The 21,165-nt window shown below is 54.4% G+C and carries 20 protein-coding genes and 1 CRISPR repeat array; of the genes, 1 reads left to right on the top strand and 19 read right to left on the bottom strand.

The window, feature by feature from the left end; translation table 11 throughout:
* Nucleotides 1–8 precede the first annotated feature (8 nt).
* From HMPREF7545_RS01780 to HMPREF7545_RS01705, 17 genes are all read right to left on the bottom strand, one after another.
* Entirely contained in the window at nucleotides 9–1,907 is a 1,899-nt protein-coding gene (locus HMPREF7545_RS01780; RefSeq protein ID WP_006693952.1) for a PTS mannitol transporter subunit IICBA, read from the bottom strand.
* 283 nt (nucleotides 1,908–2,190) lie between these two features.
* Complete coding sequence (gene tsaD / locus HMPREF7545_RS01775) at nucleotides 2,191–3,213, bottom strand: tRNA (adenosine(37)-N6)-threonylcarbamoyltransferase complex transferase subunit TsaD (protein WP_006693951.1); 1,023 nt, start codon at nucleotides 3,211–3,213, stop codon at nucleotides 2,191–2,193.
* On the bottom strand, nucleotides 3,176–3,664 hold the full coding sequence (rimI, locus tag HMPREF7545_RS01770) for a ribosomal protein S18-alanine N-acetyltransferase (protein ID WP_040571122.1): 489 nt from the start codon (nucleotides 3,662–3,664) through the stop codon (nucleotides 3,176–3,178). The genes tsaD and rimI overlap by 38 nt, the downstream gene beginning before the upstream one ends.
* Nucleotides 3,661–4,380 carry a tRNA (adenosine(37)-N6)-threonylcarbamoyltransferase complex dimerization subunit type 1 TsaB gene (gene tsaB / locus HMPREF7545_RS01765; protein ID WP_040571120.1) on the bottom strand — a complete coding sequence of 240 codons (720 nt, stop codon included), beginning with the start codon at nucleotides 4,378–4,380 and terminating at the stop codon, nucleotides 3,661–3,663. Before tsaB ends, rimI begins: the two co-directional genes overlap by 4 nt.
* Nucleotides 4,361–4,837 carry a tRNA (adenosine(37)-N6)-threonylcarbamoyltransferase complex ATPase subunit type 1 TsaE gene (gene tsaE / locus HMPREF7545_RS01760; protein WP_006693948.1) on the bottom strand — a complete coding sequence of 159 codons (477 nt, stop codon included), beginning with the start codon at nucleotides 4,835–4,837 and terminating at the stop codon, nucleotides 4,361–4,363. Before tsaE ends, tsaB begins: the two co-directional genes overlap by 20 nt.
* A 136-nt stretch (nucleotides 4,838–4,973) precedes the next feature.
* Complete coding sequence (gene rimM, locus HMPREF7545_RS01755) at nucleotides 4,974–5,483, bottom strand: ribosome maturation factor RimM (protein ID WP_040571119.1); 510 nt, start codon at nucleotides 5,481–5,483, stop codon at nucleotides 4,974–4,976.
* Nucleotides 5,455–5,865, bottom strand: a complete 411-nt coding sequence (locus HMPREF7545_RS01750; protein WP_040571117.1) for a YlqD family protein — start codon at nucleotides 5,863–5,865, stop codon at nucleotides 5,455–5,457. Before HMPREF7545_RS01750 ends, rimM begins: the two co-directional genes overlap by 29 nt.
* Before the next feature lie 62 nt (nucleotides 5,866–5,927).
* Complete coding sequence (locus HMPREF7545_RS01745) at nucleotides 5,928–6,155, bottom strand: KH domain-containing protein (protein ID WP_006306836.1); 228 nt, start codon at nucleotides 6,153–6,155, stop codon at nucleotides 5,928–5,930.
* A 92-nt stretch (nucleotides 6,156–6,247) separates the two neighbouring features.
* On the bottom strand, nucleotides 6,248–6,523 hold the full coding sequence (gene rpsP, locus HMPREF7545_RS01740) for a 30S ribosomal protein S16 (protein WP_006693945.1): 276 nt from the start codon (nucleotides 6,521–6,523) through the stop codon (nucleotides 6,248–6,250).
* A gap of 34 nt (nucleotides 6,524–6,557) precedes the next feature.
* Complete coding sequence (gene ffh, locus HMPREF7545_RS01735) at nucleotides 6,558–7,934, bottom strand: signal recognition particle protein (RefSeq protein WP_006693944.1); 1,377 nt, start codon at nucleotides 7,932–7,934, stop codon at nucleotides 6,558–6,560.
* On the bottom strand, nucleotides 7,931–8,296 hold the full coding sequence (locus HMPREF7545_RS01730; RefSeq protein ID WP_006693943.1) for a sigma factor-like helix-turn-helix DNA-binding protein: 366 nt from the start codon (nucleotides 8,294–8,296) through the stop codon (nucleotides 7,931–7,933). The genes ffh and HMPREF7545_RS01730 overlap by 4 nt, the downstream gene beginning before the upstream one ends.
* Nucleotides 8,297–8,410: 114 nt before the next feature.
* Nucleotides 8,411–8,800, bottom strand: a complete 390-nt coding sequence (locus HMPREF7545_RS10340) for a hypothetical protein (RefSeq protein WP_248681271.1) — start codon at nucleotides 8,798–8,800, stop codon at nucleotides 8,411–8,413.
* Nucleotides 8,801–8,818: 18 nt separating this feature from the next.
* Nucleotides 8,819–9,811 carry a TIGR02452 family protein gene (locus HMPREF7545_RS01725; RefSeq protein WP_006693941.1) on the bottom strand — a complete coding sequence of 331 codons (993 nt, stop codon included), beginning with the start codon at nucleotides 9,809–9,811 and terminating at the stop codon, nucleotides 8,819–8,821.
* 21 nt (nucleotides 9,812–9,832) lie between these two features.
* Nucleotides 9,833–10,582 (bottom strand): hypothetical protein, encoded by a 750-nt coding sequence (locus tag HMPREF7545_RS01720; RefSeq protein ID WP_006693940.1) that lies wholly within the window; start codon nucleotides 10,580–10,582, stop codon nucleotides 9,833–9,835.
* A gap of 151 nt (nucleotides 10,583–10,733) precedes the next feature.
* Nucleotides 10,734–12,176, bottom strand: coding sequence for a DUF438 domain-containing protein (locus tag HMPREF7545_RS01715; RefSeq protein WP_006693939.1), 1,443 nt, complete (start codon nucleotides 12,174–12,176; stop codon nucleotides 10,734–10,736).
* Nucleotides 12,177–12,309: 133 nt separating this feature from the next.
* The gene (gene clpB, locus HMPREF7545_RS01710) at nucleotides 12,310–14,883 is read right to left on the bottom strand and encodes an ATP-dependent chaperone ClpB (protein WP_040571116.1); all 2,574 of its coding nucleotides are present in this window, start codon (nucleotides 14,881–14,883) and stop codon (nucleotides 12,310–12,312) included.
* Between the two features lie 139 nt (nucleotides 14,884–15,022).
* Complete coding sequence (locus HMPREF7545_RS01705; RefSeq protein WP_006693937.1) at nucleotides 15,023–16,912, bottom strand: glutamine synthetase; 1,890 nt, start codon at nucleotides 16,910–16,912, stop codon at nucleotides 15,023–15,025.
* A gap of 189 nt (nucleotides 16,913–17,101) precedes the next feature.
* Here HMPREF7545_RS01705 and HMPREF7545_RS01700 point away from each other — a divergent pair, with 189 nt between their 5' ends.
* Complete coding sequence (locus tag HMPREF7545_RS01700) at nucleotides 17,102–18,727, top strand: DUF4153 domain-containing protein (RefSeq protein WP_040571115.1); 1,626 nt, start codon at nucleotides 17,102–17,104, stop codon at nucleotides 18,725–18,727.
* A 50-nt stretch (nucleotides 18,728–18,777) separates the two neighbouring features.
* Here HMPREF7545_RS01700 and HMPREF7545_RS01695 read toward each other — a convergent pair whose 3' ends face one another.
* Together HMPREF7545_RS01695 and HMPREF7545_RS01690 are read right to left on the bottom strand one after the other, a co-directional pair.
* Entirely contained in the window at nucleotides 18,778–19,521 is a 744-nt protein-coding gene (locus HMPREF7545_RS01695) for an ABC transporter permease (protein WP_006693935.1), read from the bottom strand.
* Complete coding sequence (locus tag HMPREF7545_RS01690) at nucleotides 19,521–20,270, bottom strand: ABC transporter ATP-binding protein (RefSeq protein WP_040571113.1); 750 nt, start codon at nucleotides 20,268–20,270, stop codon at nucleotides 19,521–19,523. The genes HMPREF7545_RS01695 and HMPREF7545_RS01690 overlap by 1 nt, the downstream gene beginning before the upstream one ends.
* 135 nt (nucleotides 20,271–20,405) lie before the next feature.
* Nucleotides 20,406–21,040: a CRISPR direct-repeat array (repeat unit 33 nt; unit sequence GTTTCAATCCGCGCGTCCGCATAGGAACGCGAT).
* Nucleotides 21,041–21,165 lie beyond the last annotated feature (125 nt).

The following is a 21,165-nucleotide window of genomic DNA, read 5'->3' as shown; positions in this document are numbered from 1 at the left end:
TTCAGTTTTTAGTCTGCCTTCGTAAAGGCTTCATAGAGTTCATCGGCACTCTTGGTCTTGAAGAGCTCCTCGAGTTGTTCATCCGTATAGTCGCCGACCATGGTCGCGATGTTGGCGAGAATGGCAAGATGGTCGTTGCCAACGCCCGCTATGCCGATGACAAGATGTGCCGTCTCATCGCCGAATTTTACGCCCTCGGGATACTGTAGAACAACAATGCCGGTCTTTTTGATCGTGTCCTTGACGGCGTTCTCACCATGCGGAATTGCAATGCCCTTGCCGATGTAGGTCGAGAGATCCTGCTCACGGTTGAGCATCCCCTGAACATAGCCCTCATCGACATAGCCGCCTGCAACGAGGAGTTTTCCTGCAGTCGTGATTGCCTCCTCACGGCTGACTGCCGCAAGGCCAACCTTGACATTTTCTTTGAGCAGAACGCCGGCACCGATCTTCTCAGCAGTCTCGGCTTCCGCATCGGAGGCCGGAGCTCCGGCTTCGACCGTTGCCTCTTTCAGACGTGCCGTGACAATCTCATAGACATTGTTCTGCGTAAAGTCGCGCACCCAGATGTGTTCTGCCTGCGGTGAGTCTGCAAGGGCACGCTCGGCAAGCTTTTCATGAGCGATGACCAGCTGCGCCTCGCTCGGAATCGCTCCGATCGCGCAGTTCGTGACGGAGATATCCGTATAGCCGTCCTTCTTGAGTTTCTTGCGCAGAGCCGCAGCACCGAGTGCAGAGGAGCCCATGCCCGCATCGCAGGCGTAGACAATGGCCTTCAGGTCCTTGCCTGCAACTTTCTTCTCTGCGGGAAGCTCCTTGCCCCGGTTCTTCATGTCACGCATGCTCTCGCGTGCCGACGCAAGCGAGTCATCATCGACATCCTTAGACATCTTAATGAATACGGATGCAACCGCGCAGGACACCGCCGTCGCGACAGCAAATGCCGAGAGATTTGCAAAGAGTGCCGATCCGCTCGGCGTCATGGCAATGATTGCAAAGATCGATCCCGGTGAGGACGGCGCAATGAGTCCGCCGCCGAGGAGACCGAGTGTAAAGACGCCGGACATGCCTCCCGCAATCGCAGCAATGATGAGGATCGGCTTCATCAGGATGTACGGGAAATAGATTTCGTGAATACCGCCAAGGACGTGAATGATCATCGCCCCCGGCGAGGACGACTTTGCCATCCCCCTGCCGAACAGCCAATAGGCGAGCAGGATGCCGAAACCGGGGCCCGGGTTCGCCTCAAGCAGGAAGAACATGGACTTGCCGTATTCCTGCGCCTGTTGGATACCGAGCGGGCTGAGCACGCCGTGGTTGAGGGCATTGTTGAGGAAGAGAACCTTCGCCGGCTCGATGATGATGGACGCCAGGGGAAGAAGTCCCATCGCGACAATCCCCTCCACGCCGCTGCGCAGGATGTCGTTTGCACCGGCAACTACGGGGCCGACTACGGCATAGGCAATCATTGCAAGAATGCCCCCGAGGATGCCGAGTGAGAAGTTGTTGACCAGCATCTCAAATCCAGCGGGGATGCTGTCGCGGATGGCATCGTCGAATTTCTTGATGATACAGCCGCCCAAGGGACCCATGATCATCGCGCCAAGGAACATCGGAATGTCTGAACCCGCAATGATGCCCGACGTCGCGATCGCGGCCATAACGCCGCCGCGGTGCCCGTAGATTGCTGCGCCGCCGCTGTAACCAATGAGCAGCGGGATCAGCCACTTGCTCATCGGCCCGCCGACCTGCGCGAGATACTCGTTCGGCATCCACCCCGTCGGAATGAACAGCGCCGTCAAAAAGCCCCATGCAATGAATGCACCGATGTTCGGCATAACCATTCCGGACAGGAAGCGTCCAAATTTCTGCATGGCCTCCTGTGCCCCTCCGCCCTGTTGACTCATAACAATCCCCCCTGATATAAAAAGTTTTATCTATAAAAAGCCGTTCCAGTCTCTCCCGGAAACGTTCTTCGAAAACATATTTCCACACACAGCATATTTCATCTCACTCCCCCGAGTGAGAATATCCCCGACCGATCGTGCCGGATTCGAAAAAGAGCCACCAACAAAATCAAGCGATGCTCCGATCTCATTATATCACATTTCTGCCCTGTTTCTGCAACAAAAAACTGTTGTACGAGGGGCCTCATACAACAGTTCACATTCCACCGTACGATAAGCAGAATTACGCAAAATCCAGTCCCGGAACAGCATTCAGATAGAGATCGCTGTATCGCCCCGCCATAGCCTGATAGGCACCGCGGCAGGCAATCATTGCAGCGTTGTCCGTACAGAGGCGCGGCGAGGGGTACAGATAGCGAACCCCCTGCTCCGCTGCCGTCTCGCGGAGACGCTTTTCAAGCGCCTTGTTTGCTGCAACTCCGCCCGCGACTACAAGTATCCCGCGTCCTGCCTCGTGAATCGCCTCAAATGCCTTATGCACGAGCACCTCGACAACAGCAGCCTGAAAAGAGGCGGCGATATCCGCTTTATGGAGCTCATGCCCCCTCATCTTCTCACTGTTGATATAGTTCAGCACGGCAGATTTCAGTCCGCTGAAGCTGAACTCATAATTCCCCTCCCGGGCAAGCGCACGCGGGAAGTCAATCGCTGCCGGATTTCCTTCCCGTGCGAGTTTGTCGATCTCGGGGCCGCCCGGATACGGCAGGCCCATCACGCGCGCCACTTTGTCAAATGCCTCGCCCGCCGCATCATCGCGCGTCCTGCCCATCAGGCGAAACGTCTCATAGTCCGCCACGTCGACGAGCGCCGTGTGCCCTCCCGAAACGACAAGCGCCATAAAGGGAGGCTCAAGATCCTTCGTCTCAAGGAAGTTCGCAAAGATATGCCCCTCGAGATGATTCACTCCAATGAGCGGCACACCGAGCGAAAAGGCGAGCGACTTGGCAGCTGATACGCCGACCAGAAGCGCCCCGACCAGCCCGGGCCCATAGGTGACAGCGATCTGATCGATCTCCGGCAGTTCCGTGCCCGCCTCGCGGAGTGCCTGCTCAACAACAGGAAGGATGCTCAGAATATGATTGCGCGAGGCTATCTCCGGCACCACGCCGCCGTATTTCTGATGAATCGGAATCTGCGTGGCAATGACACACGAGAGCAGCTCACGCGTCCCGCGCAGAACAGCCGCCGAGGTCTCATCGCAGCTCGTCTCAATCCCGAGCGTCAGTTTCTGATGAACATCTTTCATCTGCAAATTCCTTTAGCTTTGTATGCCACATGAGGATCGCATCCTCATCATTGTCCTGATAGTATTTCCTGCGCACGCCGACCGCAGAGAAACCGAGCCCCTCATAGAGGCGGATCGCCGGTGTATTCGACATCCGCACCTCGAGCGTCATGCACTCGGCGCCGCGGGCCGCTGCTGCGTGCATCAGTTTTTTCATAAGGATCCTGCCAAGGCCCCTGCCGCGCTGCGCAGTGGTCAGGGCAATGTTCGTCACCTGCGCCTCCTCAAATGAGATCCAGCACCCGCCAAAGCCGATGATGCTGTCGTCGGCAAGGGCGACAATGTAGCAGGCGAAATCATTTGACGCCTCACGCCAGAAATCCTCGCGCGACCATGGCGTTGGAAAACTCTCGTACTCGACGCGCGCCACATCCTCCGCATCCTCCGGCATCAGTGCGCGAAATCGGATCACGATGCCGCCTCGCTGCCGTGCCGCTTCTCCCAGAGGACTTCCGCCTCGCTGCGGCGCAAATAAAGCGGCACCGCCGTCATCGGATCGTCCGATTCCCCGCGGCGCAGGCGCGTGAGTCCGGCAAGGCCCACACAGGCAGCACGCGGCATACGCGCATGAATCGGCGCAAGATGAACATCTTCGGGCAGAGCTGCATCCATATGCTTCTGCATGGCATCGCCGAGCAAAACAACAGGCCGCGCCGTTCCCTTGAGCGCAGCGACAACCTCCGTCAGCGGCAGGATCACAAGGGGACGGTCCTCTTGCAGTTTCAATGCATCACCATCCGCACGCCATGTGAACTCCTGTACATAGGCGCTCCCCTTCTGTGCGTCCATCATACAAACGAGGCGCACACCCTCACAGATGCAGTGATGGGCAAGCGCCTCGAGTGTAGGAACTCCAATCAAGGGAATGCACAGAGCATATGACATCATCTTTGCAGCCGCAACACCGATGCGCAGCCCGGTAAACGAACCGGGACCGATACTGACGGCGATGCCTTCAAGTTCTTCTTTTTTTATGCGCGCCATATGGAGTACCGTCTCGATATGGGGCATGAGCGTTTCTGAATGCGTCAGCGCGCCCTGCATACTCAGCTCTGCAGCGACGCACTCCTCCGAGAGAACAGCAACACTCGAGACCTGTGAGGAGGTATCAATGCTCACGATCGACAATGTTGTTCAACTCCCCTAAAAGGCACCTGCTCTTCTCTCCTTCGGCGGCAAAAGTAAACTGTCGATCCTCTCCGTCAAGCGCGTCAATACGAACCTGCAGGCGATCCTCCGGCATTGCATCCGGGAATTTTTCCGCCCACTCGATCAGGATGATGCCCTCTGACGCTTCTGCATATTCATAGAAGCCAATATCCTCGAGCTCCTCCTCGGACGCGATCCGGTAGAGGTCAAAATGCACAATCGGGCAAACACCCTCATAGATATTCATGAGATTAAATGTCGGGCTCGTCACATCGCTCTCTACGCCGAGTGTCCGTGCGAGAGCCCGTACAAACAGGGTCTTGCCCACACCAAGCTCTCCATCGAGGCAGATCACCGTCCCCTCATGGATGATTTTACCGATCGTTCCCGCTAAATGCGCAGTCTCCTCGGGAGAATGCGTGATACAGGTGAGCATATGCCGTCCCCTTTGATGATTGAGTAAAACTCGAAATAATTTTATTTATTATAGCATGACCGACAATTTTGCGCAAAGGATGTACCGAATTTCCGAATAGAAAAAGCGGAACGGAGAGCGTATGCTCCCCGTCCGCCTATTCAGGCAGTCGTACTGTCATGCGCCCGGCGTTCAAATCGATCTGCAGCACAACCGCGCGCAGAGCCGGAACAAGGAGCTCGCGGCCGTCCTCCGTGCGTACAGCATAGACATCGTTGCTGCCCGTACGGAGGACATTCTCAACGATGCCGAGTTCATTCCCTGCCTCATCGTATACCGCAAGACCCACGATATCAAAGACATAGTATTCGCCCTCGCCGAGCGGCGCCGCCTGTGCACGCGGCACCGTGAGAAGGCGCCCCGTCAGACGCTGCGCATCTTCGCGGGCAGCATATTCGCGAAAGCGCATCAGAATATTCTTCCCCTGTGGCTTCATGTGCTCAATGTGCAGGAGCTCATCGCCCGCCATGACCTCGTGCAGTGAGGCAAACCGCTCGGGAAAATCCGTCAGCGGAATGATGCGCAGAGCGCCGCGGACGCCATGCGGCGCACCGACGCGGCCGATAACAATGCGTTCATCAGGCACGGATGGCGACAATCTTGTCATCCTCCACCAGAATCTCGACATTCATCAGTTCACGCATATCGTCACCCACGTTTGCCTTGACCAGGCGTTCGAGGGTGCCCTGGACGATCTCCGCCCCCTCGGCGAATTTCTGCAGTTCCTCCTGATGGGCGCGCGTCTCCTCAACATAGTCCATGCGGCGCTGACGCTCCTGGCGGATCGTATTGATGTGCTGGATCGCCTGGGGCGTGAGCTCACCCTGTTCCGCCTCCTGCATGACGCGTTTTTCCTGAATGCCGAGCTGCTGGAGCTCGAGCTCAGCACGGCTGAGCCCCTCTTCCATCTCCTTGAGCATCTTTGCACGCAGCTTTTCCGTCAGTTTCGCCTTGACGGTAACAGGTACCTTCATTGTGATAGAATCCACTCTGTATCTCTCCTTACGCAAAAACGGCGGCCGTCACAGGACGCGCGCCGTTTCTGTATGGCTCAGCCAATCTCGACCGTCGCCCGCTTATTTTCCTTCGTTGCAGCAGCTTTGACAACACTGCGCAGAGCTTTTGCAATGCGCCCCTGTTTGCCGATGACCTTGCCCATGTCATCCTCCGCCACGCGAAGTCTCAAAATGATCTCCTGATCATCCTGCGTTTCGTCAACGACGACAGCTTCCGGATGATCTACCAAGGATTTGGCAATAACCTCGACTATCTCTTTCATGCTGATCGTCTCTCCTCATTGCACAATGCACGCGTCCATGAAAGATCCCTCCACCAAAATGAAGGAATCCCTCTCGGAACGCGCAGCATTTGTTAGTCCTTCTGACGCTTTGCCTCGGCAAACTTTGCCATCGTACCGTTCTTGCTCAGGATGTTCCTGACCGTATCGGTCGGCTGTGCGCCCTTCTTCATCCAATCGATTGCCTTCTCCTCGTCAATGTTGACGACAGCGGGCTGCTGCGACGGATCGTAATTCCCAAGAATCTCAATGAATCGACCGTCACGCGGTGCACGCGAGTCGGCGACCACAATGCGGTAAAATGGATTCTTCTTTGCACCCATGCGGTTCAAACGAATCTTGACTGCCATATTCTCACCACCTTTCGTTGTACCGGATTCCGGACTATTTGAAGAACGGCATCTTCGGAAGGCCCATTTCGCCGAGTGACGGAAGAGACGGCATTCCGCCTTTGCCCTTCAAGTTTTTCATCTTCTTCATCATCTTGCGCATCTCGCCGAACTGCTTGAGCAGCTTGTTTACATCCTGCACGCGCGTTCCGCTGCCCGCAGCGATGCGTTTGCGGCGGCTGCCGTTGATGATCGTTATATCGGTGCGCTCCTTCGGCGTCATTGCTCGGATGATCGCCTCGATCCGGCGCATCTCCTTGCCGTCGAGGTCAATTTCCTGATCGCCAAGCTTTTTTTTGAGTCCGCCCATCCCCGGAATCATTCCGAGAATGTTGCTGAGCGAGCCAAGCTTCTTTACCTGCTGCATCTGATCGAGGAAATCGTCGAGCGTAAAATCATTGCGGCGAAGTTTTTCCTCCATCTTCTTCGCATTCTCGAGATCGAAGTTCTCCTGCGCCTTTTCAACGAGGGAGAGAACATCGCCCATGCCGAGAATGCGCGACGCCATGCGGTCGGGATGGAACACCTCGAGCGGCTCGAGTTTCTCCCCCATACCGACGAACTTCAGCGGACAGCCGGTAACCGCCTTGATCGAGAGTGCCGCGCCGCCGCGTGCATCACCGTCCAGCTTCGTCATGATGACGCCGTCGAGGCCGAGTGACGCGTCAAAGGACTGCGCCACGTTGACGGCTTCCTGGCCTGTCATCGCATCGACGACAAGCAGGATCTCATGCGGCTTTACCGCAGCCTTGATGTCGCGCAGCTCCTGCATGAGCGTTTCATCAATCTGCAGGCGGCCTGCCGTATCAATGATGACGACATCATTTGCATGCGCTGCCGAGTATGCGATCGCAGCACGCGCAATGGCAACAGCATCCTCCTGCCCCTGCGAGAACACCGGCACATCGACTTGAGCGCCAATAACCTCAAGCTGCTTGATCGCAGCGGGCCGATAAATATCATCAGCCACGAGGAGCGGGCGCTTGCCCTGTTTTTTCAGCATGAGAGCAAGCTTGCCGGCCGAGGTCGTCTTGCCCGAGCCCTGAAGACCCGCAAGCATGATGACGGTCGGCGGATTCGGACTGATGTTGAGACGGCTCTCCGTCCCGCCCATCAGTGCGGTGAGTTCCTCGTCGACGATCTTAATGACCGCCTGTGCAGCGGTGAGGGTATCAAGCACATCCTGTCCGACCGCGCGTTCCTTGACGCGTTTCACAAAGTCCTTGACGACCTTGAAATTGACATCGGCCTCGAGGAGTGCCATGCGCACCTCGCGCATCGCATCATTGACATCTTCCTCTGTCAGCTTGCCGTGTCCGCGCATTTTTTTGAAAATGCCCTGCAGGCGATCCGACAGATTCTCAAAGATCATTCCCTCACCTCCTTTATATCATTCTGGGATGTGTATTGTTCCAGTTCGTCCACGATGCGGCACACATCAACGCACGCAATCGGTTCTTTGAGTGCACGCAGATCCGCACAGACGGCAGCAAGTGCGTGCTCCTGCGCCTGTTGACGCGCGAGGAGTCCGAGGGTCTCCTCCATCTCCGTGAGCGCACGCTCTGCGCGGCGGATATTGTCATGCGCCGCCTGCCGCGTGATGCCAAGCTCCTCGCCGATCTCTGCGAGGGAGAAGTCCTCTGCGATGTGAAGACGCAGACTCTCCCGCTGCTTTCCTGTCAGAAGCCCTCCATAGAGGTCATACAGTCTTGCAAGGTAGTAGAGTCGCTCCATACACATCACCCACCTATAAACACTTCTGCGATTATAACGGCAAACGAAAAGCCTGTCAAGTATTTTTCTTGACAGGCTTCGATCAATGTGCTTCCGTGAGCCTTTTTGAATGCACTACACCAAATGCAGATGTGTTCTCTTTGGGGACGGATGGTGAAACGGAATCCATGAAAGCGGTGTAGATGCCACCGTCTCCCCCTCTATGGTAAGCGATATTGTAATCGCAGTCAGATCATGCCCTGTCACATCCGTCAAGAGAAATGCATACGCATTTGGGAGTTCGGTTGAAAACGCAAGCAAATTACATTCTTCCAAAAACCTGACATAAGCAAACAGAACGCTTAAATCGTCCACCATGCCGCCGTCCGCCATGCCGACACACAAAGCATGAAACGCCTTGACCGGCTTTTGAACAAAAAAGGTCTTCGTATCGGTTTCTTCATTGACAAGCGGCATGCCCTCAAGCTTCATGAAGTCTTCCATAACGGGAAGATAGAATGCCACAGCCCGATCGCCATCGGTCTACTCCCAGATTTCTGCCATAAAGGGAATTCCGTTCTTCGTTGTGCCATAAGAATAGCCTTTATTCTCAGGCGAAATGTTTTCCTGAGAAAAGTTGTATATGATGAACGGATGACTTGTTTGATAAAATCCCGGTACTGCTGTCACAGCTTCAGATGTATCATTGGTGCATATTGTTCCAACATCCTGAAATACATCTGCAAATGCGTGAAAATTTTTCTTTTCACCTCTATCAATAATTGCAAATGCTATTGTCCGAAAGTATTTGTGATATCCTTCATTCATAAGAATATCATAAAAATACTTTGCAACGCTATATGGATCGTGCCCAAATGCCCCGCATCCCCATGCACCAAGAACGAGAGACGAATACCCATGCGCTGCGGCAGCGGCAAACATTTTCCTTAGCCTCGATTTCATTACACGGGACAGCACAGCGGGAGAAACCTCCCGCGCCGCACCGTTGCGGTTCGGTGCGGGAATCGTAATGACAGAGGTCAGAAACGGCTCATCCAAAAAATCATCATGAAGATTCCGAAAGACGCATACATGGGGTGATAGTATCATGTAGTCTGAATCACAGGCATTTTTTCGGCGATTGTTATAGTCATACATCTCGTATGCCACATCGCCGCCTATGGAATGATAGAGTGTACTCTCTCTGCACAAACATTCTTCCTGTGCATTTGCGCCGTTTCGAACCCCTCCGCCGGGTACATGTGCATTGGCGAAATTCATTACGAGGACGTTCTCCATTCCCTCGGCACAGGCAAAAGAATCTGCATCCAAGACATAAATATCGGGCGTATCTGATATCGAGCAGCCATTTTTTACAACTTCTCCGCAGCGTTTTGCCTCCTTGGCATCTATGAGAATTGCTGCGCTATAGTCCTCTTTGGGAAGAAGTATTGTTTTTCCATGCTTTTGATACCTGCCTTGATGTGTAATCTGTATGGTTTCTTCCGCGATTCGCCTGCGTTCCTGCCGAGACATCGCAGCCCCTCCTTTTTCATCTCATTGCATGGAGGTCTCCCCGACCCACTTCCAATCTTTAATTTGCTGCTCCAATGGTCGATTCCTTATCCCAAGACCGCCGCAATGTGCCAGCGGATATATCACCCCGCCCCCATACGCAGGATCCGCGTTGATCTGTGGATGTTCTTCGATATATTTCATATAGCCCTTATATGGTATTCTGGAGCCTTTTACAAGTGTCTTATAAACACATTCAAAGCTCATACGTCCCAAGCACAAAATATTCTTTGGCTGCAATATGGTACATAACTCCTGAAAACGCTCCCTGTCCTTATTCATGCGTTTCTTCGTCATACCCCTGCTGCTTTCTTTACGCCGGTAGCCCAAGCAAAAATTCGTAAAGAAAAGCTCATTGTACCGCTGTTGTGCAATTTCATAACCCAAATGACGAAAGAGCTCAATCAAGTTTTTATCCGTTTGAAACCCACTGTCCATTTTCTTTTCGTCACTGATATACGGTAAGTCTTTTCCGCTGATAATCTGTCTGATCCTATCTTGAAACGTCTTCGGCGCAGAATATGGGTTGCCCCAGTCCTGTCCAACCAACAAGTATTTTATTTCCGGCGTCGTTTCGGCATATCCTCTGCCCTGCCAATAGGTATAAAGATTAATTTCTTTACAAACACCAAACGTCTCATCAAGCTGCATCAGAAAAGAAGATCCATCCTGTTCCTGATAGAACTTCCGTGCGTCTTGTACAAGACTTTCATAGGCTTCACGTTTGTTCATTTCTGTCCCCTCCTCATTTTATTCTAACATAATAGTATCCACTTCGATAACCAATGTCAAGGCTGAAAGTTCCATCAAAAAAGGCATGAAACAGCTTCATGCCAGTTCATGCCTAAGAACTCATTGTATTGTCATATCCTTATGTCACGTCTTAGCGGCGGAATTTTTCGAGCGGCTCCGCGTGGTCGGTCACAAACTCGACCGTTCCGATGTACTCCCCCGCCTTATCGTACATCGCCTGATAGTGCACGCGGATCGGGCGCTCACGGATGTAGCGGTGCACGATCATCTGCGTGCGCTTCTTCGCCTTGAAATCCGCAATCAGATTGCGCACTACCGGGATAATCTCGGGCGGATGACAGTTCATTACATCCCGTCCGAGTGCGGACATTGGACGCGTGAATACCTGTCCCTCGTTCGTGAAGAAACGGACGACATCGTCTTTGTCGATGAAGGTAATATCCACAGGCAGCAGCTGCAGTATTGTCGTCAGCTGCTCCATCGAGAGCTCTCCCGTCGGGAACTGCAGCTTCCCGTCCGCCTGCGAACGCGCAAGGCGCTCCTCTTCTTGATCGAGCCACGGCTGCGCCGCGGGCCATGCGGGAATAGCGATGCCAAACGAGACGCCCATCTCCAGCAGATCGTGGTAGGCGCGATACCATTCGATCTCGGTAAAATAGCGCAGACTGAGCGGGAAGAGAATCTTCTCCTCTTTGAAAATCATCTCACGCACACGCTGGGTCAGCGCGCGGATGCGCGCTTCATACATCGGAAGCGTCTCTGCATCCTCTTTAAGCGCCTTCGTTATCACACTGAGCTCGCGCTTCATCTCATCGTCGACGCCCCACATGACCTGTGAGGGTCCTGTGACGCCGTAGTCGTAGAGGATCGGCATCAGGATTTCTTCCTTCTTGATGTAGTGCATGCGCAGATCGCCCAACGCGAGGATATGCTGCACGATCTCATCCGAGCGCTTCGCACCGTCCAGCTCTCCCTCAATCGTGTCGAGCAAAACATTGAGCGCACGGTTTTCTGCACGCAGAAGAGAGAGCGGGTGTCCCTCCGGCAGCGCATCCAAATCATTCGGATCAACGGATGCAGCCTGCGCATGAATCTCATCGTGCGAGAGCGCGCCCGGAGGCGCATCCACCGCCCCGTGAAAGAGTGCTGAGTGCACATCGCACAGGCGTTGGACCTCGGTGATCGGCATCCCCCCCTTGATGAGAGTCTGCTCCGCCTCCATGATCTCTTGCGCCTCGACGTGGGCGAACTCCTTCACGAAGTCCTTTCGAACGGATTCCAGCTCTTCGCCACTCGACAGGCGCTCAATGAATCCGCGCAGGCGTCCCTGCCGCGACTGCGTATCCTCACTGATAACGGTGTATCCGCGCCCCTCGAACGCTGCGATGACCTTCGCGAGGTCGATCCCCTTCACTGCTGCACCGCGCGGGATCGTCATGATGCGCCCCATCACGTTCAGCGCGACGGGATTTGTAATCTCCTTGAACCCGATCTCCGCCATGATATCCTTAACCTCGGGATTCTCCTCCACCAGCTCAGCGACCGTCTTTTTCAGGTCGAGTATCTTTTCCATCGTCAAAGCTCCTTTTATGTAAATTGCTCTTTGTCATCTCTTTACAGCGATTATAACGCAAGTCGGTGAAGAAAGGCTGTAACCTTTGGTACGAAAAAGGGGCTGCTCCGAAAAAAGAGCAGCCCCCAAAACATTACAGTGTCTTAAACGTAAAATTCTTCCCGTCGAAGCCGAGCTCTACCACATCGCCGCCGCGGACATTGCCCGCGATGATCTTCTTCGAGAGCTCTGTTTCCACCGTGTGCGTGAGCAGTCGACGGAGCGGGCGCGCGCCGAAGTCCGGGTCGAAGCCCTCCTCTGCAAGTGCCGCGATCGCATCGTCATTCCATGTAAGCTCGATATCTGTCTGACGCTCGAGGCGCTTTCCGAGCGCAGCAAGCATAATGGCCGCGATATGTTTCACGTCGTCCTTGCTGAGGCCCTTGAATACAATTGTATCATCCACGCGGTTCAAGAACTCGGGACGGAAGTATTCTTTGAGCAGCCCTCGTACCGCCTGCACGGCCTCCTCATATTTTTTGCTTAGGATTTCGTGCGATCCGAGATTGCTCGTCATGATGATGACGGTGTTCTTGAAATTCACGACGCGCCCCTTGCCGTCCGTCAGACGCCCGTCATCGAGAATCTGGAGCAGGACATTGAACACGTCGCGATGTGCCTTCTCGATCTCATCAAGCAGGATGACGCTGTACGGACGACGGCGCACCGCTTCCGTCAGCTGTCCCCCCTCATCGTATCCGACGTAGCCCGGAGGCGCTCCGATGAGACGCGAAACACTGTGCTTTTCCATATACTCACTCATATCGATGCGGATCATGCTCCGCTCATCGTCAAAGAGAGTTTCCGCAAGTGTTTTTGCAAGCTCCGTTTTTCCGACGCCCGTGGGGCCAAGGAAAATAAACGAGCCGATCGGCCGGTTCGGATCCTTGATGCCCGCACGTGCGCGCAGGATTGCCTCACTGACGGCGGTCACCGCCTCGTCCTGACCGACGACGCGCTCATGCAGCACTTCCTCAAGGCGGAGCAGCTTCTCACGCTCACCTGTCATCATCTTCGTCACAGGAATTCCCGTCCAGCGGCTGACGACACGCGCAATGTCCTCCTCACCGACCTCCTCTTTGAGCATTTGCTCGCCGTCCGCCTTGGCGGCAATTGCCGCCTCCTCTTCTGCGAGTTTCTTCTCAAGCTCGGGCATCTTCCCGTATTTCAGCTCAGATGCACGCGCGAGATTCTGGGAACGCTCCGCAGCCTCCATCTCTCCGCGCACCTCGTCCATCTCCTTCTTGATAGCGCGCACGCGCAGGATGGCCTGTGTCTCACTCTCCCACTTCTCCTGGAGCTTTTGCTCTTCTGTATGCAGTTCTTCCTTCTCTGCAACGAGAGCGGCAAGCTTCTCCTTCGATGCTTCGTCGGTCTCTTTCTTCAGCGCCTCCTCCTCGATATCGAGCTGGAGAATCTTGCGCCGGATCTCATCCAGCGGCGCAGGCATGGACTCAATCTCCGTGCGCAGCTTTGCCGCCGCCTCATCGACGAGATCAATTGCCTTGTCCGGCAGGAACCGATCCGAGATATAACGATCGGAAAGCGTCGCCGCCGCGACGAGAGCGGCATCGCGGATGCGCACGCCGTGGTGTACCTCGTAGCGATCCTTGAGTCCGCGCAGAATAGAGATCGTATCCTCTACGCTCGGCTCACCGACCATGACCGGCTGGAAGCGGCGCTCGAGTGCCGTGTCCTTCTCAATGTACTTACGGTATTCGTTCAGCGTTGTCGCGCCGATGCAGCGCAGTTCGCCGCGCGCAAGTAGGGGTTTTAAAAGATTTCCTGCATCCATGGCGCCCTCGGCAGCTCCTGCGCCAACAACAGTATGCACCTCGTCAATAAAGAGCAGGATCTGCCCCTCGGATTTTGCAATCTCGTTGAGCACACCCTTGAGACGTTCCTCAAACTCGCCGCGGAACTTCGCTCCCGCGACAAGCGCCCCCATGTCAAGCGAGTAGAGTGTCTTGTTCTTCAGCGACTCGGGTACATCCCCTGCCACGATGCGGCGAGCAAGGCCCTCGACGATCGCCGTCTTGCCGACGCCCGGCTCACCGATGAGCACGGGATTGTTCTTCGTACGACGCGAAAGGATCTCAATCGAGCGGCGAATCTCCTCATCGCGACCGATCACAGGATCGAGCTTATTCGCGCGTGCCGCCGCTGTCAGATCGCGTCCATATTTCTCAAGCGACTGATACCCCTCCTCCGGGTTATCGCTCGTGACATTTTGCTTGCGGTTCTTCTGAATTGCCTCCTGTACAGCACTCTTCGTCAGACCAAACTCACGCGCAATGGTCTGCACCTCATCACTTCCGTCCGTGATGATCGCAAGTAAAAGATGCTCTGTCGATACGTACTCATCCTTCATGGACTTCGCCAGTTCCTCGGCGCGCCCGAGTACACGCACCATGTCCATCCCCATGCCGAGGCGGTTCGTGCCGCGCACGCTTGGAATACGGGCGATCTCTTTCTCCAACCGCGCCTTCAGCATCGGCAGATCAACGCCGCAGACAGCAAAGATGGTTGCAAGCAGCCCTTCCGGCTCCTTCGCAAGTGCGAGCAGCACATGTGCCGAAGTAATTTCCTGATGATAGCGCATGGCTGCAATCTGCTGCGCCGATTGGAGCGCCGCCAGCGTCCGCGCTGTGTATTTATCCTGTTCCATAATGTGTCCCTCCACCATTTATTTTTGTCTTCATGCTCCCATTATAACAGATAAAGTCAAAAAGTCAAATACTATTTTGATTTTTTGACTTTTTTCTCTTAAAAGGAGCTCTGCCAGTTTATGACAGAACTCCCCGCATTTAGATCATATTCTTTTTATAGCATTCGTAAAGGCCCTTGAGCTCCTCTATCTTCGCATACATTTCGATCTGGAGCGCAGACGCCGTCGGATAGTCCCCCTCATTGAGCGCCTTGATGAGTAGTGTAAAGAGTGCCTTATCGTCAATCGTATCCTTTGCGAGATAGATGCGCAGATCGTGAATCTTATTCCACATATAGGCATCCTGATCCGTGACGAAGTCACTCTTGATCTCCGCCATGCGGCGGACGATCTCGCGGTTCTCCGGAATGATGCGGCTGATGAGCTCAATCTTCCAGCGTAAAAGAGCGCCCGTACGGAACGACTCGATGATCTGCGGCCGAAGAGTGTTGCCCGCTGTAAGTACCGCTACTTTCTCCGGGTAGAGTTCGAATCCGAGCATATTCTCCCAAACTGTTGCGGGCGGTTTGCCGAAGCGTGCATCGCGCTCGTCCGCCGTATAGTGCTCGAATACGTCCTCCTCACTCCGATAGGCACGATCGGTTTCGAGATAGAATCCCTTCTCCCCCGGCTGCTTTGAGAGTTCGCCGAGGAGTTCCGTCGTCGTACGCCCCGCTGTATGCTTGATCCCATCGAGGATGGCAAGATATGCGGCAGCAAGAACGAGATAGGTATTCGAATACGGATTGGTCGCACGGAGCTCAAAACGCGTTGCAAGGGGACTTTTGAGGTCGCGGATGAGACTGACAAGTACGGTGCGGTTGCGCGAAGGAATCGCAGGCGTCGCACCAAACGAGGTAACGACGCAGACCGGCGCCTCGAAGCCGGGCTTGAGACGGTTGAACGCATCGTTCGTCGCGGAGACGAAGGGGCTGACCGCCTCGTAGTTCTTCAGGAGACCCATCAGAGCACCGTAGCCGACGGCATTCATATAATCCGCATTCTGATCATCCGCTGCAAAAAGGCTGTGGCGCTTGCCGTCCTTCGTGACTGCTGCGAGGCTGAGATGCGTATGCTCGCCGTTGCCTGCAAGACCGATGAGCGGTTTCGCCTTGAAATTGACCTCCAGTCCATAGAGGCGGAAAATCTCACGTACAAAGGTGCGAACGAAAAGCTCATTGTCCGCCGCCTGCACAGCGTTGTCGAACTGCCAATCGATCTCGATCTGTTCGCAGACATGCGTCATGCAGCCATTCTCATCGATTTGTGCCTTCAGTCCGCCGACTTCCTTATGCCCCATCTCCATGTGGAAACCATATTTGTCAAGCTGGATAAGGCAGTCCTCGAGCGCCGTGCGCACAGCCCCGTGCGTCCGCTCCCAATACTGCTCGTTCATCACCTGTGAGGCCGACATCTCCTCGATGGACGCGTTGTCATCAAGCGGCGTCTTGACCCAGAACTCGAGCTCTGTCGCCGAGGTAAAGACGATATCCTCAATGTTCTTCCCGTTGAGGCTTGGCGCGCCGGAGATGTCCGGATTGGCACGGAAGAAGGCGAGGAGTTCACGCTTGACATAGGCGAGCGTATCCACAAGTGCTGCACGCGAATCGACACGTTTTTCCTCGTGAATGATAAAGGAGGGAATGCGCAGCGTCCCGACGGGCAGCCCCGTCTCCTCGTCCGAGCTCTCGGGATCGTAGTCCACAAACCAGTTGACTGCAGGATCGATCGGAAGATCAACCTTCGCATTGTTGATTGTTGCGATCTTCGGCAGGACCACGGAGGAACCGTCTGTCTGTACGGCGGTTCCGTTATAAAATTTTTCGATATCCTCAATAAAAATCCGCACAGGGATCTTCTCATCCGTATCGTTGCCCGCCATATCAATGCCCACGAGCGAAACGAAGCGCACCTCCGGATGTGCCTTGAGCTGCCGAATGATCTCCTCACGCGGTGTATTGGCGGGGATTTTATAGAGAAGTTCGTTCATCTTTGCGTACCACCTTTTTCATAAAAGAATGCCGAACAGATCGTCCATGCGAAAAAACCACGCGCCCATATTACCATTTTTCGAAGGTCGTTGTAAAGGTATTGACCGCATGTATTCACGGGCTTAATGCTGCATTCATTGACTGGAAATCACCGCAACGATAGAATGGATATCAAAGGAGGGAGTATAATGAATATTTCCGTTCGTATGCTGCAGCTGAAGGGACGAACGCATGAACTCGTCCGCCGTTTTCCCGTTGCGGTGTTCTGGCAGGCGGTCGGTTTTTTCATCGCTGCGGGTGCGATCCTCATGCGCCCCGGCTATGATATCCCCTCATTTGGGTTCGAGAACTCTGTGCTGTTCGACCGCCTGACGCAGCTGCTGCCCGCAGTCATCGCCGCGTGGCTTGCGGCAGCGGCGGGCAGTCTCCTGCGTGATGCTTTTTCCGTAAAAAAGGCGCCGATTGTGACGGCTGCCTGCTCCGCCGTTCTATTCCTGATATTCGCATATTTTTGGTATGGCATCGAAACGCCGAGCCGTCATCTGATCATGGGGACACTCGGTGTATATCTCGCACTGAGTTTTCTTGCACTCTTTTTCCTCGAGCATACAAACCGTGCACCGGGACTTCCTGCTCTCCTCTTTGCTGCAGTCTTTTCCATTGCGACGAGTATCCTGCTCTTTCTCGGCCTGATGCTCTGCGTTGCAGCATTCTGGGCGCTGATCATCACCGACGCCGATGGCTGGCTGCCGGAGACGACCTACCTCTTCGCAGGATTGATTGCATACGGTGTCTGGGGATTGGGCGCATTCCTCGGTGCACTCCCAAGAGCAGGCGAGCACTATGAACACTCCATCGCCGTGCAAAAACTGCTCCTCTATCTCTTTTTCCCCGTCTATGCCGTGCTGCTCCTCGTCCTCTATATCTACGTGGGCAAGATCATCCTTGCGGGCGAAATGCCTGTCGGAACGATGAATTGGTTTGCTTCATTTGCACTCTTGGGCTTTGCATTTTTCTTTGGAACACTGGCTGAACAAAAACGCCTTCCCCTCTTTAACCGCTTTTTGAAGTGGGGGCTTCTCCTCTTTCTCCCCATTCTTGCCGTACAGCTCTACGGTGTATACCTGCGCTATGAAGCGTACGGTCTGACCACAGCACGCTACGTCTCAATGATCTGCACGTTCTGCGGCATCTACGCGCTCGTCGTTGCATTTCTCAAAAAGAAACCGCGGCAAGTCTACCTCTGCGCTGCCATTCTCGCGCTCATCTTCTCCCTCACGCCCCTGAACGTTATCGACGTTCCGCTCCGCAATCAGGAGGTGCGGCTCACGCAGATCCTTACGGAGAATAATCTCCTGCAGGAGGGTCAGGTGATAAAGAGAGATGATCTCCCGCGCAAGACCATTGCGGAGATTGCCGACATTGCGCGCTACATTGGTGAGGATGCCTCTCCGCTTGCCGCACAGGTGCTCGCCGCCAATTTCAATACGCACAAAGAGACATTTTCTTTCTATGCGAAGAGCTCTCAGGAACACTCTGTTGCAGGCTACCAAAGGCTCATACCTTTTGATACGCACAATATCAACAACGATGGATTCTTGACTCTCCAACGAGAAGACGGAGCCGAGGTGCGCATTGATCTGAGTCCCTATGGCACTGCCTTAGCCGAATATGGGAAGGAACACAAAACCCTCCCGATTATGGATTATGAAACGGATGTCTATTTCATTTGCTTTGAGAGTGCCGTCATTGAATGGGACCGAACCGGCAGCATTCATTGGGTACATGCGTCCGGCTTTGTTCTGATCCGCTGAGAATATATGCTAAAGAGCGACTGCACTCACTGCGGTCGCTCTTTTCGTATTTATTGCCGATTCCACGCGCACAGCCGCCGCTCTGCAAAATCGAGCAGAACAAAGAACAGAAACCCCATCATGCTGAGAACGACAATGCCCGCGTACATATCGAGGTAGTTCACACGCAGCCATGCGTCCATGATGTAGTAGCCGATGCCGTACTGCGTACCGAATGTCTCCGTGAAAAACAGCACGGAGATCGCCGTCGCCATTGCCACACGTACCGCTGTGATGAACTTCGGCAGCGAAGCGGGAAGGATGATGTGGCGTACCAGCTGTGTAAAGGAAGCCCCCAGTACACGCAGCGGGAAGTAAGTCTCCGACGGAATTGCGGCAATCGCATCGCGCACAGCCACAACAACCTGAAACACGATGATCAGGAAAACCAAGAGAAGCTTGCTCGTCTCTCCTACACCGAAAAGGAGCATGACAACGGGCAAAAGCGCAATCTTTGGAATGGGATAGCTCAGGTAGAGAATCGGCGCAAGCAGACGGTTCACACGCGGGAAATACCCCATCAGAACACCGATCGGATAGCCTGCGACAACAGCAGCAAAGAGCCCGACCATAATCCGCATAAGACTATATCCTGCGTGAACGGCAATCGTATCCAGGAATTTCTGCGCGAGCCGGATCAGTACCAATTCAGGCGAAGGAACCACAGGTATTTGAAGAAGTTGAGCAGCACCTGCCCAAACGGCAAGACATATGAATATCCCAAACGCAAACATACGCAGCGAGATTTTCTCCATCACACACCTGCTCCCGCAATCCTCGCACGCAGCCGCTGCCCCATCGCAAAGAACTCCGGCGTACTGCGCTGTGCAAGATTTCCCGCAAACGGGTTATCAATAATCTCGGCCACATGCCCGGGCGTTCCCGTCATAACGGCAATGCGTCCTGCAAGCGTCAGCGCCTCCTCCACGTAATGCGTCACGAGCAGCGTTGTCACAGAGCGCTTCTTCCAAAGTGCGAGAAAGACCGCCTGCATCGACTCGCGCGTAATCACGTCGAGCGCAGAGAACGGCTCATCCATCAGCAGCAGATCCGGCGCAAGGAGAAATACGCGTGCCAGGCCCACGCGCTGCTGCTGTCCGCCTGAGAGTTCGTGCGGATATCGATTCAAAAGAGAAGTCAGCCCAAGATCTTTGACAAGCTCCTCGAATACCGACGCCCGCTCTTCGTTCCATTCCCCTTTGACCTCAGTGCTGAGCAAGATATTCTCACGCACCGTTTTCCATGCAAGCAAACCATAATTCTGCGGCAGAAATCCGATACGCAATGTGCGCTGATCTATGGGAATACCATCAGCAAGCACCGTTCCCGCCTTGGGACGCAAAAGCCCCGCCCCAACGCGCAGCAGCGTCGACTTTCCGCAGCCCGAGGGACCGATCAGCGCGAGCACTTCCCCGCGCCCCGCAGAAAGCGAGGCATCTGCAAGCGCATGCACAGCATCGTCTCCCGTTCCGTAATCCGCGTATATTCCCTGAAAGCAGAGCACATCATCACCCCCATCACAATTTCTATGGGCATAGTCTAACACAAAATTTCGATTCCTACAAAAATGGCGCTGCTCGTCACCGGCAGCGCCATTTTTCATACTTTATTATGCTTTAATCCACGCGCTCCGCAAGGAGTTTCAATCCGCGCGTCCGCATAGGAACGCGATGTCGGTCACGACCGTAATCATTCCGAAATACTGGTTTCAATCCGCGCGTCCGCATAGGAACGCGATAGCGTGCGTCCAGTACGTTGACAAAGGGGCATAAGTTTCAATCCGCGCGTCCGCATAGGAACGCGATGCAGCAAATCGTCTGGGAGGAGCAGTTCGACGGCGTTTCAATCCGCGCGTCCGCATAGGAACGCGATATCCACTGTATTGTGCTGCATCTGCAACTTTGTTGTTTCAATCCGCGCGTCCGCATAGGAACGCGATGAGCTCGACCAGTTCACGGGCATGGAGGAGATACGTTTCAATCCGCGCGTCCGCATAGGAACGCGATACATGATGTAGCGCTCGTGCTCATCACGATTGATGTTTCAATCCGCGCGTCCGCATAGGAACGCGATGCATCCAGACGCGCAGCTACGACGCGCAGGATGGGTTTCAATCCGCGCGTCCGCATAGGAACGCGATCCGATGTACCCAGCCGAACACGTTGCCGAAGATGTTTCAATCCGCGCGTCCGCATAGGAACGCGATTTACACGACCAACCATTTGCATGACAAAATTCAATGTTTCAATCCGCGCGTCCGCATAGGAACGCGATGGCAAAAGTGGATATAAAAGACCTCTTTTGCGATGTATCATAGCGATTATATGCTACATATGTGTTTTTTCTTGATGCCCACTCCCACGAACTTGATCTAGCGAAGTTTTTATGCCTCGCTTTAA

This window comes from Centipeda noxia ATCC 43541, from assembly GCF_000160555.1.
In the GTDB taxonomy this organism is placed as follows: Bacteria; Bacillota; Negativicutes; order Selenomonadales; family Selenomonadaceae; genus Centipeda; species Centipeda noxia.
Note: the sequence above shows the minus strand (reverse complement) of the source record. Positions and strands in the feature narration are given on the sequence as shown.

Excerpts from the sequence above, each read along its gene's own strand:
- HMPREF7545_RS01780 (WP_006693952.1), bottom strand. The coding sequence starts at position 1,907 with ATGAGTCAACAGGGCGGAGGGGCACAGGAGGCCATGCAGAAATTTGGA.
- tsaD (WP_006693951.1), bottom strand. The coding sequence starts at position 3,213 with ATGAAAGATGTTCATCAGAAACTGACGCTCGGGATTGAGACGAGCTGC.
- tsaE (WP_006693948.1), bottom strand. The coding sequence starts at position 4,837 with ATGCTCACCTGTATCACGCATTCTCCCGAGGAGACTGCGCATTTAGCG.
- rimM (WP_040571119.1), bottom strand. The coding sequence starts at position 5,483 with ATGACAAGATTGTCGCCATCCGTGCCTGATGAACGCATTGTTATCGGC.
- HMPREF7545_RS01745 (WP_006306836.1), bottom strand. The coding sequence starts at position 6,155 with ATGAAAGAGATAGTCGAGGTTATTGCCAAATCCTTGGTAGATCATCCG.
- rpsP (WP_006693945.1), bottom strand. The coding sequence starts at position 6,523 with ATGGCAGTCAAGATTCGTTTGAACCGCATGGGTGCAAAGAAGAATCCA.
- ffh (WP_006693944.1), bottom strand. The coding sequence starts at position 7,934 with ATGATCTTTGAGAATCTGTCGGATCGCCTGCAGGGCATTTTCAAAAAA.
- HMPREF7545_RS01730 (WP_006693943.1), bottom strand. The coding sequence starts at position 8,296 with ATGGAGCGACTCTACTACCTTGCAAGACTGTATGACCTCTATGGAGGG.
- HMPREF7545_RS01725 (WP_006693941.1), bottom strand. The coding sequence starts at position 9,811 with ATGTCTCGGCAGGAACGCAGGCGAATCGCGGAAGAAACCATACAGATT.
- HMPREF7545_RS01720 (WP_006693940.1), bottom strand. The coding sequence starts at position 10,582 with ATGAACAAACGTGAAGCCTATGAAAGTCTTGTACAAGACGCACGGAAG.
- HMPREF7545_RS01715 (WP_006693939.1), bottom strand. The coding sequence starts at position 12,176 with ATGGAAAAGATACTCGACCTGAAAAAGACGGTCGCTGAGCTGGTGGAG.
- clpB (WP_040571116.1), bottom strand. The coding sequence starts at position 14,883 with ATGGAACAGGATAAATACACAGCGCGGACGCTGGCGGCGCTCCAATCG.
- HMPREF7545_RS01705 (WP_006693937.1), bottom strand. The coding sequence starts at position 16,912 with ATGAACGAACTTCTCTATAAAATCCCCGCCAATACACCGCGTGAGGAG.
- HMPREF7545_RS01700 (WP_040571115.1), top strand. The coding sequence starts at position 17,102 with ATGAATATTTCCGTTCGTATGCTGCAGCTGAAGGGACGAACGCATGAA.
- HMPREF7545_RS01695 (WP_006693935.1), bottom strand. The coding sequence starts at position 19,521 with ATGGAGAAAATCTCGCTGCGTATGTTTGCGTTTGGGATATTCATATGT.